Source organism: Paraburkholderia sp. 22098 (assembly GCF_052045935.1).
GTDB lineage: Bacteria > Pseudomonadota > Gammaproteobacteria > Burkholderiales > Burkholderiaceae > Paraburkholderia > Paraburkholderia caledonica.
Window position 1 is genome coordinate 79,217 of the sequence record NZ_JBQEPV010000003.1, and the last position, 14,754, is coordinate 93,970.

Below are 14,754 nucleotides of genomic sequence, written 5' to 3' on the forward strand. Positions count from 1 at the left end.
TTACCGTGCAAGAATCAGACTGACATTGCTGCCGCCGAACGCAAACGAGTTGCTCATCACGTATTGAGCGCCCTCGCCGCGCGGCAAAAACCGTTCGCTTTCGACGAGTTCCAGCGCGGGCAGCGCGGGGTCCGCTTCACCGTCCCAGATATGGCGTGGCAGTGCAACGTCGTCGCGCGCGAGCGTGAGCCAGGCGAAGCCGAGTTCGGTCGCGCCCGCCGCGCCCAGTTGGTGGCCGGTCAGCGGTTTCGTGCCGCTCGTCGCGACGCCGTCGGGAAACACACGCGACATCAGGTTCGCTTCCATCTCGTCGTTCTTGCGCGTGGCCGTGGCGTGCAAGTTCACATAACCAATCGACGACGGCGCGATGCCCGCATCCGCGATTGCTTCGCGCAGCGCCATTTCGCCACCCACGCCTTGCGGATCGGGGGCCGAAATATGATGCGCGTCGCTCGATTCGCCGACACCCGCGAGGCGCACCGCCGCCTCGTCGCGGCTCATCAGAAATACGGCCGCGCCTTCGCCGACATTGATGCCGCAACGATTGCGGCTCATCGGATTGGTGCGCTCGCCGCTGGTCGATTCGAGCGACGCAAACCCTTGCACCGTCAGTTCGCACAATGAATCGACACCGCCCACCACCACCGCATCGCACATCTGCAATTGCAACAGACGCCGGGCCGACGCGAACGCTTTCGCGCTCGACGTGCAGGCCGTCGAGATCGTAAACGCTGGGCCCTTCAAGCCGAGTGCCGCCGCCGCGAAGGGCGCGGCCGTGCCGATTTCCATCTGCCGGTAGTTGAAGTTCGCCGGCAAGTCGCCCGCTTGCGCCTGATACACGAACGCGGCCTCAGCCGCTTCGATACCGGATGTGCTGGTGCCGAGCACCACGCCGATCCGATGCGCGCCGTAGCGTTCGCGCGCGGCGTCGACGGCAGGCGAGATCTGCGCGAGCGCGGCGAGCAGCAAGCGGTTATTGCGGCAGTCGTAGCGCGTGAGATCGGCGGGCGGAGCGAGATCGAGCGGCGTCAGGACGCTGCCCACAAACGCGTCGCCGATGCCCGTATGCACGGCCGCCATGCCTCGCGCGTGGCTCGCGGCGAGCGCCGGCACGATGCTGTCGAGGTCGCCGCCGAGCGCGTTGATCATGCCAAGCGCGTGCAAATAAACTGGTGGCGCTTTCATGCGGCCCTCCTGGATTCCGATGGCATGCCGATCGGCGCGAGCAGCACCGAGACCGCAATGCCGAGCGCGAGCGTCGCGCCAAAACTCTTTAACGCAGGCATCGCACTCATGCCGAGCATGCCGAACGACAACAGCGTGGTGGCGGCCGAAAGCAGCACGCCCGTCCACACCGCGCCGAGATCCGCGTCCGTGCGCAGGCACCCTTCACGCAGAAATACGGCGTAGTTCGCGCCGACGCCGAGCACGAGCATGAGCGCCAGCCAGTTGAACAGATTGAGCGGCACACGGGCGTAGCCGAATACCGCTAGCGTGACGCCTACTGCGAGCAGTACGGGCAGCGTCACAGCGATGCCGCCGCGCATGCGGTATGCGAGCGGCACTTCGTTCGCGGCATGCCCCGAGTCCGGTTGCTTTCGGGCATAGCGAACGATCAGCAGAATCAGCACCAATGTCAGCGCGCCGCCGAGCCACCAGCCGCTGTCCACGCGATACGCACCGAACAGCTTCGACACGCTTGCGGCCTTATCGACAAAAGCCACGCCTGGCACTGAACGCGCGGTCGCGATCAAGGCGGCCTCGTTGCGCGGTGTCACGCCTTGCGGAATCACGACGGCGGCATACGCTTTCGTCGCCGCATCGACCTGGCCGAGCCACAAATGTCGGTATGGTTGCGACCACGGCGCGGCAAGCCACTGGTCGACGGTCAGAAGAGATTGTGGTTTCGTTTGCGCATTCTTTTCCGCTGCGATCCACGCGTCGGCGACTTCGTCCTTGAAGCCCGCTTGCAGCAACGTGGCGCGCAATGCCGCCGTGTCGTCGAACACATGCTGCGCGAGCAACGCGCGGTCTCTGCTCTGCTGCTGCGCGGACGGCACGAACTGCACGACCGATTGATAACCGCCTACCCCGTTCGGCGTGCCGCCAAGTGCGTCGAGTTTTGCACCCAGCGCTTCGGCACGCTCCAACACGAACTCCGGCGTCTCACCGCGCACGACGAAAAACTGCGCGCTGTTGTCGATCCCCACCGCGTTGCGCACCTTGTCCTCTTGCGCGACGAGCGACGGGTCGCGCTGGATCAGCAGATGAACGTCGTCGTCGCTCGTGAGACGCAACCAGCCGGGAATCGCGACGATCAGCAACAGCGCCGCGACGATCCAGGCGCGCTTGCCGCCGATCAACCGATGCCACGCGCTCAACAAACGCGCCGAGCGTTCGAAGAGTCGCCGGGGACTGCGCTTCGGCGTGTGCGGCAGCAACGCGGGCAACAGCCACATCACCGAGGCGAACGCCGTCACGATGCCTGCCATCGCAAAGCACGCGATCTGCTTGAGCGCGGGAAACGGCACCCACGTGAGAATCGCGTAGCCAAGCAGACTCGTGGCAAGCGCTACGCTCAACGCGGGACGCACCGCACGTGCGCCCCGTCGCGCGTCCCAATCGCGCCCGGCACCGAGATAGACGACGAAATACTGGATCGAATAGTCGACAGCTTCGCCGATCAGACTTGCGCCGAATACGAGCGTCAGCAGATGCAGCTTGCCGAATACGAGCAGCGTCACCGCAAGCGCGCAGACGATGCCAAGCGCGGTCGAGACGAAGCCGAGCAGGAGCAGACGCGGCGAGCGGAACACCCACATCATCAACAGCGCGATGCCGACGAGCGACGCGACGCCGATCAGATGCACTTCGCGTTCCGATGCACTGCGCGCCGACTCGGCGTAGAACACGGCGCCGGTTCGTGCGACCGACACGTCGGGGAATGCCTGCTTCAACGCGCTTTCGCCTTGCGACAGCGCCGCGAGCACCGCGTGCTGCGTTTTGGTTTCATAAGCGGAGCCTGGCAGCGTAGCCACGATCAGTACGCTCGTCGCAGCGCCTTGTTGCCCGTCTTGATGCGCCCCTTGATGCCCGTCTTGATGCGATACCAGCAACCCGTCTTCGAGTTCGAGATTCGATGTGGCGAGCGGCAGATTGCCGAGCCAGTGTTCGAGCCAGCCGAATGGATCGTCGGCGAGCGACGTGGTGAGTCCGCCCCGCACCGGGCTATAGATGCGTTGGGCGAGCGCGTCGCGCAACGCGGCGTCGGGCGCCTTACTGCCCGCGATTGCCGCGCGGTCAGCAGGCGTCAGCAAGCCGAAACGATATGGCAGATACAGCGCCGTAATCTGCGACAGATCGAATGGCGGCAACTCCGCCGTCACCGAAGCGAACGCCCCGCTTTTTTGCAGCGAAGCGCCAAGTTGCTTTGCCGCCGCTTTGGCGTGCGCATCGTCGTGACTGGTGACGAGAAAGACCGTGCGGTCGCCCAGAGCGCTCGCCAGCGTATCGACTGCTTTCTCGGCGACCGGATCTGCCTCAGTTGCCGGCAGCAGCGCAAGCAGATTCGTCTGCAACGGCGACGGTCCGGAAAAACGCCAGCCGCAATACAGCGCCGCGACGAGCGCAAGCAGCAGCCACGCGGCGCGCATGCCCCAAGCGTTTTTCGCGGACCTGTGTTGCAGGAGGTCCATCAGGGCGCCCCGAGCAGACTGCGTTCGGCCGCGGCCGGTTCGCTCACCGCCTCGCTCTTGCTGAATTCGAGTTGCGTCGTATCGCCGTTGGCGAGCGCGATACGCAAACTCTGCAGGAAGTCTCCGCCACTCATCTGCAAACCTTTGATCGACTGCGCAAGCTGCGGCTGGTTCGGCGTCAGCTGCATGCGCCAGTGCGCGGCGCTGCCCTCGGCCTGCACGTCGAATTGGGAATAGAGTGCGGACAGATCGCCGCCGAGCATTGCACGCATCATCTTCGAAACTTGCGCGACGCCGCGCGTGCCTTGCGCGCTGTGCGCCGTGACGCGCTGACCGTTGGCATTGATTTCGGCGACGCCTGCATCGGTGATGACATAAGTGGCTTTGTACGGCGTGTCGATACGCCAGATCACGCCGCGCTCACGCAGGAACAACAAGGAACCGGTACTGACGAGCGGCTGCTTCATCGCGGCCAGCGTCTGCGTTTGCGTGAATTGCGCGCGCACCCCTTTGGCTTGAGCGAGATGCGATGCGACCTGCGAGACCAACGCGGGATTGCCGTCTGTAGACGCGGCACACACCGGCCACGCCGGTACGCTCAACGCGCTGGCCACCGCAAACGAAAATGCACAGGCGCGCAGCCCGCTCAACAATCGCACGCCGGAATTCGTTATCGCCATACACGCTCCAGTTTCTCGAAGACCACCGGCGGCGACACGAACTGCAACTCTTGCGTGGCGGCGTCGACCGCCACCTGGATCGTATAGCCCTTGGTGAGCCTCGTGCCCGATTCGCAATCGATAATTTCGTAGCCTATTTTCAGGCGGTTTTCGTGTTCGAGCAGTTGGGTGCGCACGTCGATCTTCTGACCGTACGTAGCCGGGCGAACATACTTGAGATGCGCTTCGACGATCGGCCACAGATAACCGGACGCCTGCATCTCGCGGTAGTCGTAATCGAATGCGCGCAGCAGCGCCGCACGGCCGATCTCGAAGTACTTCAGATAATGGCCGTGCCAGCACACATTCATCGCATCCACGTCGTGGAACGGCACCTCCACTATTGCACTCGCGCTCAGTACCTTGCGGGTCACGCTTTCCGTCGTGCTCATGCTTGCGGCCCTCCGCGATAATCCTGCAACAACCCGCATGCGGCAATGCGCGCAGTCAGCGCGCGCAAATCGTGTTCGAGCGCGCGATCTTCGTCGACGAAAGGCGATTGCGCGCCGACGTTTTCCATGAACGTTCGCAACGCCGCAGGCACCGGCTTCGCGCTGTCGAGGCGCAAGCGCAAACGCGCAGCCTGAACCGCTGCAAGCGTATGCGCGGCGGCAACCTGCTCGGTCAACTCCAGCACGCGCAAACAGTCGCGCGAGGCGATAGTGCCCATGCTGACCTTGTCCTGATTGTGCGCCTCGGTCGAGCGTGAGAACACGCTTGCGGGCATCGTGTTCTTGAGCGCTTCGGCAGTCCACGCGGACGACGAAATCTGCACGGCCTTGAAGCCGTGATTGATCGCGGCGCGCGCGGGCGCGGCGCCAGTCAGGTTACGCGGCAGGCCATTATTGAAATTGACGTCGACGAGGAGCGCCAGTTGCCGGTCCATCAAATCGGCGAGATTGGCGACCGCGACCTTCAGCGAATCCATCGCGAATGCGATATGACCGCCATAGAAGTTGCCGCCGTGCAGTACCCGCTCGTTGTCGGGATCGATCAGCGGGTTGTCGTTTGCGCTGTTCAGTTCGTTTTCGATATCGCGACGCACCCAGCTCAGCGCATCACGCGCAACGCCGATCACATGTGGCGCGCAGCGGATCGAATAGCGGTCCTGCAAACGGTGGCCGGGCGTATCGTCGCGGCCCTCCAGATCGTCGCGTATCCATGCGGCTGCTTGCGCCTGGCCGGCGTGCGGCTTCACCTCGAAGAGCGTGGCGTCGAAATGCGCGGCGCGGCCGTCGAGCGCGACGGTGCAAAGCGCGGTCAGGCGCGCAGTGAGCCGGGTCAGATGATCCGCGCGAGCGAACGCCAGACACGCGAGGCCGGTCATCACCGCTGTGCCGTTCATCAGTGCGAGGCCTTCTTTAGGCGCAAGCGTAAGCGGCGTTTGTCCGAGTTCGTTCCACACTTCACGCACGTCGCGCAGACGTCCTTCGAACATGACTTCCCGTTCGCCCGCGAGTGCTGCGGCGACATACGAGAGCGGCGTCAGATCGCCGCTCGCACCGACCGAACCTTCGGCGGGAATTCGCGGCAGCACGCGATGATTGACGAGGTCCGCGAGGCGTTCGAGCAATACCGGCCGCACGCCTGAGAAACCATAGGCGAGCGAGTTCAGACGCGCGGCGATGACGGCGAGCGTCTGTGCATCGTCGAGATATTGGCCCATGCCGCAGCCGTGGTAACGCGTGAGTTGCAACGGCAACGCTTCGACGAGCTCCATCGGCACGTCCACCACACAGGCGTCGCCGTAACCGGTGTTGACGCCGTAGACCGTCTCGCCCGCGGCAAGATGGCGGCGCAGAAAATCCGCGCCGCGTTGAATACGGGCGCGCCATGCCGGGTCCGCGTTCAACGCAACCGGCGCGCGATGCTGAGCAATCGCGACGACTTCTTCGATACTCAGCTTGCGCCCGCCGATCACGACGCGAGCCGCGTGGCTATCGCCGTTGGAAGCCGCATGCGCGCCGGCATCCGGCGCGTCGATCAGGTCATGTTCGGCCATTCGCGTCTCGCTTGGGGCGAGCCCAGAAATCGAAGAAGTTGAACCATTGATAAGGTGCCTTGCGACAGTAATGTTCGAGACGCACTGCATAACGCTGCGCCCAGGCCGCGAGATGCTGCGTGCGTTCGCGGCGCGGCAATTCGATGCGCTCGGCGAACGGCTCGAAATAAAGACGATAACCGTCGTGTTCTTTCAGACAGAAGAACAGGTAGACCGGACAGCCGAGTGCATGCGCGAGCACATATGGACCTTGCGCGAAAGGCGCAGTCGCGCCGAGGAAACGCGCCTCGGTGGTGCGGCCGGCTTCGTGCGCAGGCACACGGTCGCCGACGATCACCAGCAACTCGCCCGCGTCGACGCGCTCCTGCATCATCATCGCGGTTTCGGGCCCGAAGTCCGCGACTTCCAGCAGGTGCCGCGTGAACTCGCTATTCGCGGAGGCCAGCACGCTGTTGAAGCGGCGCGCATGTTCGGTATAGACGACTGCCGTGACTTTCGCATACGCGCCCTGTGCGGCGAGCGCACGGGTCATCTCCAGATTGCCGAGATGCGCGCCGATAACAAGCGCGCCCTTGCCGCTCGCGACCAATGCTTCGAATGCCGAAGGATCTTCGAACTGGACGTCCGCATTGTTGACGCGCCCGGACCACGCGGCGAGCTTGTCGAAGCCCGATTGGGCGAATGCCAGCATGTGACGATACGCGGAGAGCCAGCCTGGGCGAGGCGTATCGCCGCGCGGTTCGGCTTCGTGCAGACGCCTGAAGTAATTCGCCGAGGCCTCGCGCGCGGCACGTCCGGTCAAAAGGAAATATGCAACGATCGGATGCAGCCACAGCCCGGTGAAGCGGCGGCCGAACAGCTTGCAACTGAGCGCGAGCAATGACATGCCCAGATGACTGCCACGTTCGGCAATACGCCACCAGTCCTGCGCTTCAGGGCTACCGCTTTGTTTGCTTCGTGTATCGGCTGGCGCGGCACGCCGTGGCATGAACTTGTGCGCGAGCAACATGGGCAGACGCGCCAGCATGCCGCAGACGAGCCGCGTGTGGCTGCGGCTGATGCGCACGTTGTCCCACAGCACGTCGAAATGCGAAACGCCGTCGCTCGCGTAGGTGACGCGCGTGGGAATCGCGCGGAACGCGGCGCGACGCCAATAGAGACGCACGAGAATTTCGATGTCGAAGTCCATGCGCGTGGGCAACTGCACGCTGTCGATCAGATCGCAAGCCAGCGCAAGCGGATACAGGCGAAAGCCGCACATGGAATCGCGAATGGTCAGCGAAAGCGTTTCGATCCACACCCAGACATGCGTCAGATAACGGCCGTAGAGACGCGCTTTCGGCACGCTCTCGTCGTAGACGGGACGGCCGAGAATAACCGCACCCGGTTCGGCGCGCGCCGCTTCGATGAAGCGCGGTACGTCGGTGGCGTCATGCTGGCCGTCGGCGTCGATCTGCAACGCGTGCGTGTAGTGGGCGTCGCGCGCGGCGCGCAACCCCGCCATCACCGCTGCGCCTTTGCCGCCGTTGACGGGCAGGCGCAGTAACGTGAGCTGCGCCGCGTACTCTCGCGCAAGTTGCGCGAGCACCTGCTGCGTGGCCTCGTCGCTGCCGTCGTCGACGACAAAAATCGGCAAGCCGTGCACCGCGAGATGCGCGACGGTCGCACCAATTGCGTCTTTGTGGTTGTAGATCGGGATCACGATGCAGGGAGCGAAGTTCATCATGCGTCCGCCCGATAGACGATCACGCCCGACGCACATTCGCGCTCGTTCGCCCGGTACGCGAACTGCACGCGCTGACGTGCGGGATCGTGCGCGAGCGTGAGCTTGAGCACCGCGCCCGGCCCAACCGGTGCCATGAACTTCAATCGATCGATCGACGTGAAACCGCGCACGCAAGGCAGTTGCTCCGCGGCCAGACGCATCGCCCAATCGATCTGTACAACGCCCGGCAGAATCGGCAAGCCCGGAAAGTGGCCGGCGAAATGCGTGAGCGTGGCGGGCACGCGCAACTCGTAATGCAGTGTCTCTCCGGTGTCGCCACCGCGCGCTTCGGCCAGCACTTCGACGCCTTCGGCGCGCGGCTCGAACGTCGCTGCGACCGCCGAGACCGGCAGCTTGCCGCGTGCGTCGAACGGCAACGCGAGACGAAAGCGCCAGTGACGCGGCAACACGACGACGTCGAAATAATCGGCGAGATGTCGGCGCAAGGTTTTCGCGAGCAGCACGCGGCCTTCGTCGCGCAATGCTTTATTACCCGCTTCGGTCAATGCGACGACAGCGCCGACGCGCTCTCGCACGCCGCCCTCGAGCGGCACGATTGCGGCTTGCGTGACATATGGATGCAGCGCCAAGCGCGCTTCAAGTTCCGGCAGCGACACGCGCTTGCCGTCGAGCTTCATCACGCGATCGAGGCGCCCTTGCAAACGGAAGCGGCTTTGCTCGTCGAATGCGATCCGGTCGTCGGTGCGATGCCAGCCGTTGTGGTCCAGATGCGGTGAGCGCACGCTGAGCGCACCGTCTTCGTCGCGGCGCACTTCAATGCCGGTCACCGGTTGCCATGCATCCGTCTGATCCTGGCGGCGCCATGCAATGCCACCGGTCTCAGTGCTGCCATAGATTTCGAGCGGCGCAGCGCCGTAAGCCGCCGCATATTCGTGCGCGGCTTCGAGCGCGAGCGGACCGCCCGACGAGAAAAAAGCGCGCGGTGCGGGCGTCAATCCGGTGAAGCCAGGCAGCGCAGGCCAGCGCGATAACTGCGCGGGCGTCGACACGATCACCGCCGCGCCGCACTGCGCGAGCTGCGCTTGCAGATGCAGCGGTTCGATGCTGATCTCACGGTCGAATGCGCGGCCGGCGGCCAGCGGCCACATCACGCGAAACAGCAGACCGTAGATGTGATGATGCGGGACGCTCGCGAGCATCGTCGCGTCGCCGACCAGCGCACCCCACTGCTTTTCGAGCGTATGCACCTCGGCGTTGAACTGCGCGAGCGTTTTGCGAATCGGCTTGGGCCGGCCGCTGCTCCCCGACGTATAGAGCGTGAGCGGTGCTTGCGGGTCGATATGTGCGCCCAGAGCTTGAGCGGCGTCGGCGGCGGCGGCGGCTTGCACATGCGGCGCCAGCGTGGCGTCGGTGAGCACGACGTCGTACGCATCGGCGAGGTCGGCGAGATAGCCGGGCGTCGCGTTCGCAGGAATCACCGGCTCCTTGCCGCATGCGAACAGCGCAAATAACGCGCAGGCGAAATCGAACGGATCGTCGATACACAATGCGTAGCGTTGCGCCGCCTGCGACTGCACGGCCGCCCGCAGCGTCGCAACGCGCGCGCGAAATGCGGCGCGATCGAGCAGCAAACCGCGATCGCGGCATACCGGCGTAGCGGCAGCCGCTGTACTCAACGGAGTCGACAACAGGTCGTGCAACGCGATCATGCCGCCTCCGAACGCGCGGCGCGCGGCAGCACCACGAGGTAGCGCCATATGACCTCGGCGATCAGCAAGACACCGATCAGCACGTAAGCAATCGCGCCGTTATAGAGCGACCAGCTCGCGCGGCTCCAGTAGAGCGCGGTATAAGCGGAGAAAGCACCGTTCAGCAGAAAAAACACACACCACACCTGAGTAACGCGCCGCGTATGGCGCACTGCGCCCGGTGGCAGATCGGGGTTGCCGAGGCGCGCGAACTTTTCGATCATCGACGGCCCGTGCACGAGCGTCGCGCCGAACGCGATCAGCAGTCCGAGATTGACGAGCGATGGATACAGGCGCAACAACAGCTCGCTGTTGGTCAACACGATTGCCGCCGACGCGCAGCTGAGCAAGCCGACCACCGTCCAGTCGATTGCGGAAAGGCGGCGCAGCGATGTCGCGACCGGACCGCTGCCGGCCCAGCGCTGCAACCACAGGATCGCGAACAGCATGCAGCCGACATAACGCGGCGTGTCCCACCGCCACGCGCACAGGATCAACGCCGGATAGGCGAGCTTCACCAGCACTTGCACGACTGCCTTGACCCAATGACGCCCGCCGGTGGACGAGGCGCCGGAAGCAGGCGCTTCAGTCGCAGCCACCGGCGTTCCCGAGCGCACTGCCGGCATCAGCCTTGGGCCGCCAGCAGGGATTCGACAGCACCGATCACGTCGCCGACCGTGCGCACCGACTTGAACTCTTCGGGCTTGATTCGGCGGCCGGTCATTTCCTGCAGCTTGATCGCGAGATCGACGGCGTCGATGCTATCCAGATCGAGGTCTTCGAACAGATGGGCGTCGGGCGTCACGCGCTCGGGCTCGATTGCGAAGTTTTCTTTGAAGATGGCGCGGATGCGTTCAAGAATCTCTGCCTCGGACACGATTTATTCCCCTTTTCTGTTGGTTTCGTTCGCAGCGTGCGCCGCTTCGCGCTGACTCTCGACCAGCGCGGCCAGCGTGCTGATCGAGCGGAAGTGTTCGCGCGTGCGTTCGTCGTTTGCCGCAATGGTCAATTGGTATTGTTTGCGCAGCACGATGCCGATTTCGAGCGCGTCGATCGAATCGAGACCGATGCCGTCGGTATCGAACAACGGCGCGTCGTCGTCGATATCGGCGGGACTCAGGTCTTCCAGATCGAGTGCTTCGATAAGGAGCTGCTTAATTTCCAGTTTTAAAGAATCCATAATCGAACAGGTGCTGAGTAATGTGTGCTTCGACGGCACTCGTCACGCTGCGCGCAGCGAGAGCCGGTGTGGTGTCGTCTGCCTTGAGCTGGTCCACGCCCAATGGTTCCAGCACGTTCACGCGCATGCGGAACGCTCGCGCGGGCACGTGGTACCAGCGCATCTGCTTCGTGAACGCGGGCGGATCGCAATCCATCAGCACAGGCACGATCGGCGCGCCGACCTTCAACGCCATATGCGCGAAACCGCGCGAAAACGCATGCAACCGGTTCGGCGCGGGGCTGCGCGTGCCTTCCGGAAATATGATCATCGTATAGCCCGCGGCCAGCTGCCTCGCGCCGGCCTCGACCAGTTCGGCGGGATCGACATTGCTGACGTATTCCGCCGAGCGCACGATGCCCCAGAAACACGGATTGCTCCAGTGCGCGTTTTTCACGACGCAGCATGCATGCGGCGTGAGCGAGAGCAGCACCATCACGTCCAGATACGTGGGGTGATTCGCTACCACGATGGACGGTGTGCGCGCGCGCAACGCATCCACGCCCGAGACTTCGAGCTCCATCACGCCGATGCGCTGCAGTACGGCGACAAGCGCGCGGAAGAACCAGTGGATCACGCCCGTCACTGCAAACTGTCGCGACGCGCGATGCGGCCACAGCCACGCGAGCGGAAACACGAGCACAGAAAATAGCACGCCGCAAATGCCGAACACGACGAACGCCATGCCGGTGGCAAAGAGTCGCCAGGCGTAATCAAGCCGTGCAGTCATGCCATCCCCAATGCCAGAGGGCGCCGGCGCCCTGCCAGGCCGCCGGCTTGCCGGTTTCGAGACAGTGCAGCAGCGCCTGGCTTTGCGTGGCGAAGCGCGTTTCCGCTTCGGCGGTATCGGGCGGTTGCGCCGCGCCAGTTGCACCTGTTGCCGCACTGTGGCCCGGCGCTACGCTTGTTTCAGCCGTCGGGCAGGGGTCGCGCTGGCCGACTGCGCGCGCGGTATCCGGGGCGACAGCCGAGGATCGCGCGCACACGAGATGGCCCAACGCGCCTTCGCTGCTCAGCAGAATAGCGATCGCGCCGCCCTGGACTTCGTCTTCGATGGTGCCGTATGCGGGATCTGCGGGCTCGTCCGCGTAGACGAGCAATACCGGCGACGCAGGTTGCGTCGCGAATTGCGCATAGGCTTCGAGGAGCGCATAGCCGAGCGTTTCGGGCCCGGCGGAGATCGCGCTCGCCGCCGAGCGGTCGCCGCGCGCAATGCCGAACACGCCCGTCATGGCGTTGAGCACCGAGAGGCTGAAGGCGGTCGGCGAAACGGGCTCGCCGGAGCTGATTGCGCGGAGGATGTCGGTAGTGCGGCGCAATTCTCCGTGCCGCGAGGCGAACACGACGCGGGCCTCGTCGGCGCCGACACAATCGTGCGCAACCTTCAGCGCGACTCTGGACAGAGTGCTGAGACGCCGCCGCACGATCGGCTCGATAAAGCCGATGTCGGGTGCGGCAGAAGCGGCGGCAGGCCAGCTAGACCAGCGAGCGACCGGAATGGTCCAGTGCGGATCGGGCATATCGGTGTTCGCGCGTAGAAGCAGGGAGAGGTTGAAGCGCCTGACGGAACACGCAGCCTTCATAGCGTATGCGCGCCGCGCGGACCGGCAACTCCAGCCGCGGGTCGATCAGTCTTTTTGTAGGTTCACCGAAATTAACGGCACTTCGGCCAGATTATTTAGGTGCCTCTGACAATCGACCTTATAAATTGGCTCCGGCTCCCGCAGTGGCCGGAATCATACTGAAGATTTTCGTTTAAATCAGCCAAAAAAGACGTATCCATCTGTATCCGTGTCGCGATTGCCACGGTGCCGTTCAGGCCATATTGGATTTCGCGGACGTTTCAAGGGACGCTTGGGAATCTACCTATGGCGGTGTGTTTTCCTGTCGGATTGCAGTGTTGCGCAACGCGGCTTACGTTAAAAGCCGCTTGAAACTTTCAATAAACTTTCTGCGAAGGCTGTTGCACTTCAATACATTCATTTTGCCGGCCGATGCAAGGGTCGGCGCTGCGGCCGTCATGCCGCGCCTGCTATAATCCGCCCCTCATTGGGGAGTAGCCGCCCCGCAGCGCGTTCGTCCGGCAAGCAGGCCGGGCTCGTGGAACGCGAACTCGCGGGGGCGCCTGTCAACAGACTTGGCCGTCACGGCCATGGCAGCCGCAGCCTCAGGCCTGGCGAGACCGATGACCCACACCCCGCCGCAATTGGGCCCGGCGTGTCGTGGGTCGTCGCTCGTTCAATCTCGGCCCGGGAATTCAAAACAACGTGATCCACGCTTTTCTCATTTCGACCGGAGCGGTCGCGCTCGCCGAGATCGGCGACAAGACGCAATTGCTGTCGCTCGTGCTTGCCGCGCGTTATCGGAAGCCGGTGCCGATTATTCTGGGCGTGCTGGCGGCGACACTCGTCAATCACGCGGGCGCGGGCGCACTTGGCGCGTGGCTCGGCTCGCTGCTCACGCCGACCGTGATGCGCTGGGCGCTGGCTATTTCGTTCATCGGCATGGGTTTGTGGATTCTCGTGCCCGACAAGCTAGCCGATGACGAGGCCAACACGAACCGCACCCACCTCGGCGTCTTCGGCGCAACTGTCGTGGCATTTTTCCTGGCGGAGATGGGCGATAAGACGCAGATCGCGACGGTGGCGCTGGCCGCGCGGTTTCACGATTTCTTCGGCGTGGTGGCCGGCACCACGCTCGGCATGATGATCGCCAACGTGCCGGCGATCGTGCTCGGCGACCGTTTCGCTCATCGTCTGCCGACCGGCGTCGTGCATGGCATCGCCGCCGTGCTATTCGTCGTTCTTGGGACAATGGCGCTGTTCGGCGCAGGAATCTGAAGCGAACCGCGCGATCCGGGCGCCAGCCGGATTGCGCGCCGCCGCGCTCACCACTCCGTCACCGCTGCATCACTGCGCGGCTTTTGCGCCGGACGCGGGCGCGGGCGCCATTGCCGATGCCGGTGCAGCGGCGGGCACGGGCGTTTCGTTCGGAGCGCCTGCGCCGGTGCCTAGCGGAATCTTGACCGTACGCACAACGCCATTGCCGAGCGGGAAGTCTGCGAGCGCGCTGCGAGCGAGATACGGCATGGCCCTCACCAGCGACGACTCGCCGCCCGAATTGCGCGCGGTCACGTTGTAGACCTCCTTGCCGGTCGCGCTCTCCGTGATCCGAACACCGAGCAGATGCGTGAAGATCGGATAGCTCTGGTTCACGTATCCGGCGGGAAACGGTCCCCATGGCCCCCACGGATCGTACGGACGCCCCCACCCCCAGTAAGGCGCCGGCCACGGGTTGTAATAGACCGGCTCGGCCACTGTCACCACGTCCGAGCGAATTCCATACGAGAGTCCGACCAGATAGCGCGCCTGCGCGCCGTCCACCTGGCGAAACGCGTGCGTGGCCAGTTCATTGGCGACGATGCGCTCATACGTGGTCAGTTCGAGATTGTTCCGCTGATCGGGTTCGCGCATGAACGCGTAGGTGCGCGTCGCGTCGCCGCCGCTCCAGTCGGAGAACGCGGTGACCTGCGTCGTCACATAAGTCGTGCAGCCGGACAGCAGCACGGTCAGCGCCGCCAGCAGCAGCATGGCGCGGCGCGTCCATCGATTCGTTTTCATGGTCTACCTCGTGAAGCGTTTGGGT

At 64.2% G+C, this 14,754-nt stretch carries 14 protein-coding genes and 1 riboswitch; of the genes, 1 reads left to right on the forward strand and 13 read right to left on the reverse strand.

Annotated elements, in window-relative coordinates; all coding sequences use genetic code 11:
- From ACTJLB_RS07015 to ACTJLB_RS07070, 12 genes are read right to left on the reverse strand one after another with little or no spacing between them, the layout of a single operon-like run.
- The gene (locus ACTJLB_RS07015; RefSeq protein WP_088175286.1) at positions 1-1,185 is read right to left on the reverse strand and encodes a beta-ketoacyl-[acyl-carrier-protein] synthase family protein; all 1,185 of its coding nucleotides are present in this window, start codon (positions 1,183-1,185) and stop codon (positions 1-3) included.
- A complete protein-coding gene (locus ACTJLB_RS07020) occupies positions 1,182-3,695 on the reverse strand; it encodes an MMPL family transporter (RefSeq protein ID WP_440782877.1) in 2,514 nt (837 codons plus the stop codon). Before ACTJLB_RS07020 ends, ACTJLB_RS07015 begins: the two co-directional genes overlap by 4 nt.
- Positions 3,695-4,375 carry a LolA family protein gene (locus ACTJLB_RS07025; RefSeq protein ID WP_408162345.1) on the reverse strand — a complete coding sequence of 227 codons (681 nt, stop codon included), beginning with the start codon at positions 4,373-4,375 and terminating at the stop codon, positions 3,695-3,697. Before ACTJLB_RS07025 ends, ACTJLB_RS07020 begins: the two co-directional genes overlap by 1 nt.
- Positions 4,366-4,806: an acyl-CoA thioesterase gene (locus tag ACTJLB_RS07030; protein ID WP_408162344.1), complete on the reverse strand. Its 441-nt coding sequence runs from the start codon at positions 4,804-4,806 to the stop codon at positions 4,366-4,368. Before ACTJLB_RS07030 ends, ACTJLB_RS07025 begins: the two co-directional genes overlap by 10 nt.
- The gene (locus tag ACTJLB_RS07035) at positions 4,803-6,416 is read right to left on the reverse strand and encodes an HAL/PAL/TAL family ammonia-lyase (protein ID WP_440782878.1); all 1,614 of its coding nucleotides are present in this window, start codon (positions 6,414-6,416) and stop codon (positions 4,803-4,805) included. The genes ACTJLB_RS07030 and ACTJLB_RS07035 overlap by 4 nt, the downstream gene beginning before the upstream one ends.
- Positions 6,403-8,139 carry a glycosyltransferase family 2 protein gene (locus tag ACTJLB_RS07040; protein ID WP_408488299.1) on the reverse strand — a complete coding sequence of 579 codons (1,737 nt, stop codon included), beginning with the start codon at positions 8,137-8,139 and terminating at the stop codon, positions 6,403-6,405. The genes ACTJLB_RS07035 and ACTJLB_RS07040 overlap by 14 nt, the downstream gene beginning before the upstream one ends.
- Positions 8,139-9,851 carry an AMP-binding protein gene (locus ACTJLB_RS07045; protein ID WP_440783096.1) on the reverse strand — a complete coding sequence of 571 codons (1,713 nt, stop codon included), beginning with the start codon at positions 9,849-9,851 and terminating at the stop codon, positions 8,139-8,141. The genes ACTJLB_RS07040 and ACTJLB_RS07045 overlap by 1 nt, the downstream gene beginning before the upstream one ends.
- Complete coding sequence (locus ACTJLB_RS07050; protein WP_440782879.1) at positions 9,848-10,516, reverse strand: hypothetical protein; 669 nt, start codon at positions 10,514-10,516, stop codon at positions 9,848-9,850. The genes ACTJLB_RS07045 and ACTJLB_RS07050 overlap by 4 nt, the downstream gene beginning before the upstream one ends.
- Positions 10,516-10,767 carry an acyl carrier protein gene (locus ACTJLB_RS07055; RefSeq protein ID WP_020069032.1) on the reverse strand — a complete coding sequence of 84 codons (252 nt, stop codon included), beginning with the start codon at positions 10,765-10,767 and terminating at the stop codon, positions 10,516-10,518. Before ACTJLB_RS07055 ends, ACTJLB_RS07050 begins: the two co-directional genes overlap by 1 nt.
- Before the next feature lie 3 nt (positions 10,768-10,770).
- Complete coding sequence (locus ACTJLB_RS07060) at positions 10,771-11,070, reverse strand: phosphopantetheine-binding protein (RefSeq protein WP_020069033.1); 300 nt, start codon at positions 11,068-11,070, stop codon at positions 10,771-10,773.
- A complete protein-coding gene (locus tag ACTJLB_RS07065; protein ID WP_020069034.1) occupies positions 11,045-11,839 on the reverse strand; it encodes a lysophospholipid acyltransferase family protein in 795 nt (264 codons plus the stop codon). The genes ACTJLB_RS07060 and ACTJLB_RS07065 overlap by 26 nt, the downstream gene beginning before the upstream one ends.
- Entirely contained in the window at positions 11,823-12,629 is an 807-nt protein-coding gene (locus tag ACTJLB_RS07070; protein ID WP_440782880.1) for a beta-ketoacyl synthase chain length factor, read from the reverse strand. Before ACTJLB_RS07070 ends, ACTJLB_RS07065 begins: the two co-directional genes overlap by 17 nt.
- 519 nt (positions 12,630-13,148) lie before the next feature.
- Positions 13,149-13,365, forward strand: a riboswitch (yybP-ykoY riboswitch).
- A gap of 11 nt (positions 13,366-13,376) precedes the next feature.
- Here ACTJLB_RS07070 and ACTJLB_RS07075 point away from each other — a divergent pair.
- Positions 13,377-13,949: a TMEM165/GDT1 family protein gene (locus tag ACTJLB_RS07075; RefSeq protein WP_440782881.1), complete on the forward strand. Its 573-nt coding sequence runs from the start codon at positions 13,377-13,379 to the stop codon at positions 13,947-13,949.
- A 69-nt stretch (positions 13,950-14,018) separates the two neighbouring features.
- Here ACTJLB_RS07075 and ACTJLB_RS07080 read toward each other — a convergent pair whose 3' ends face one another.
- The gene (locus ACTJLB_RS07080; RefSeq protein ID WP_440782883.1) at positions 14,019-14,729 is read right to left on the reverse strand and encodes a DUF4136 domain-containing protein; all 711 of its coding nucleotides are present in this window, start codon (positions 14,727-14,729) and stop codon (positions 14,019-14,021) included.
- Positions 14,730-14,754 lie beyond the last annotated feature (25 nt).

Excerpts from the sequence above, each read along its gene's own strand:
- ACTJLB_RS07040 (WP_408488299.1), bottom strand. The coding sequence starts at position 8,139 with ATGAACTTCGCTCCCTGCATCGTGATCCCGATCTACAACCACAAAGAC.
- ACTJLB_RS07030 (WP_408162344.1), bottom strand. The coding sequence starts at position 4,806 with ATGAGCACGACGGAAAGCGTGACCCGCAAGGTACTGAGCGCGAGTGCA.
- ACTJLB_RS07025 (WP_408162345.1), bottom strand. The coding sequence starts at position 4,375 with ATGGCGATAACGAATTCCGGCGTGCGATTGTTGAGCGGGCTGCGCGCC.
- ACTJLB_RS07045 (WP_440783096.1), bottom strand. The coding sequence starts at position 9,851 with ATGATCGCGTTGCACGACCTGTTGTCGACTCCGTTGAGTACAGCGGCT.
- ACTJLB_RS07065 (WP_020069034.1), bottom strand. The coding sequence starts at position 11,839 with ATGACTGCACGGCTTGATTACGCCTGGCGACTCTTTGCCACCGGCATG.
- ACTJLB_RS07070 (WP_440782880.1), bottom strand. The coding sequence starts at position 12,629 with ATGCCCGATCCGCACTGGACCATTCCGGTCGCTCGCTGGTCTAGCTGG.
- ACTJLB_RS07050 (WP_440782879.1), bottom strand. The coding sequence starts at position 10,516 with ATGCCGGCAGTGCGCTCGGGAACGCCGGTGGCTGCGACTGAAGCGCCT.
- ACTJLB_RS07060 (WP_020069033.1), bottom strand. The coding sequence starts at position 11,070 with ATGGATTCTTTAAAACTGGAAATTAAGCAGCTCCTTATCGAAGCACTC.
- ACTJLB_RS07035 (WP_440782878.1), bottom strand. The coding sequence starts at position 6,416 with ATGGCCGAACATGACCTGATCGACGCGCCGGATGCCGGCGCGCATGCG.
- ACTJLB_RS07080 (WP_440782883.1), bottom strand. The coding sequence starts at position 14,729 with ATGAAAACGAATCGATGGACGCGCCGCGCCATGCTGCTGCTGGCGGCG.
- ACTJLB_RS07015 (WP_088175286.1), bottom strand. The coding sequence starts at position 1,185 with ATGAAAGCGCCACCAGTTTATTTGCACGCGCTTGGCATGATCAACGCG.
- ACTJLB_RS07020 (WP_440782877.1), bottom strand. The coding sequence starts at position 3,695 with ATGGACCTCCTGCAACACAGGTCCGCGAAAAACGCTTGGGGCATGCGC.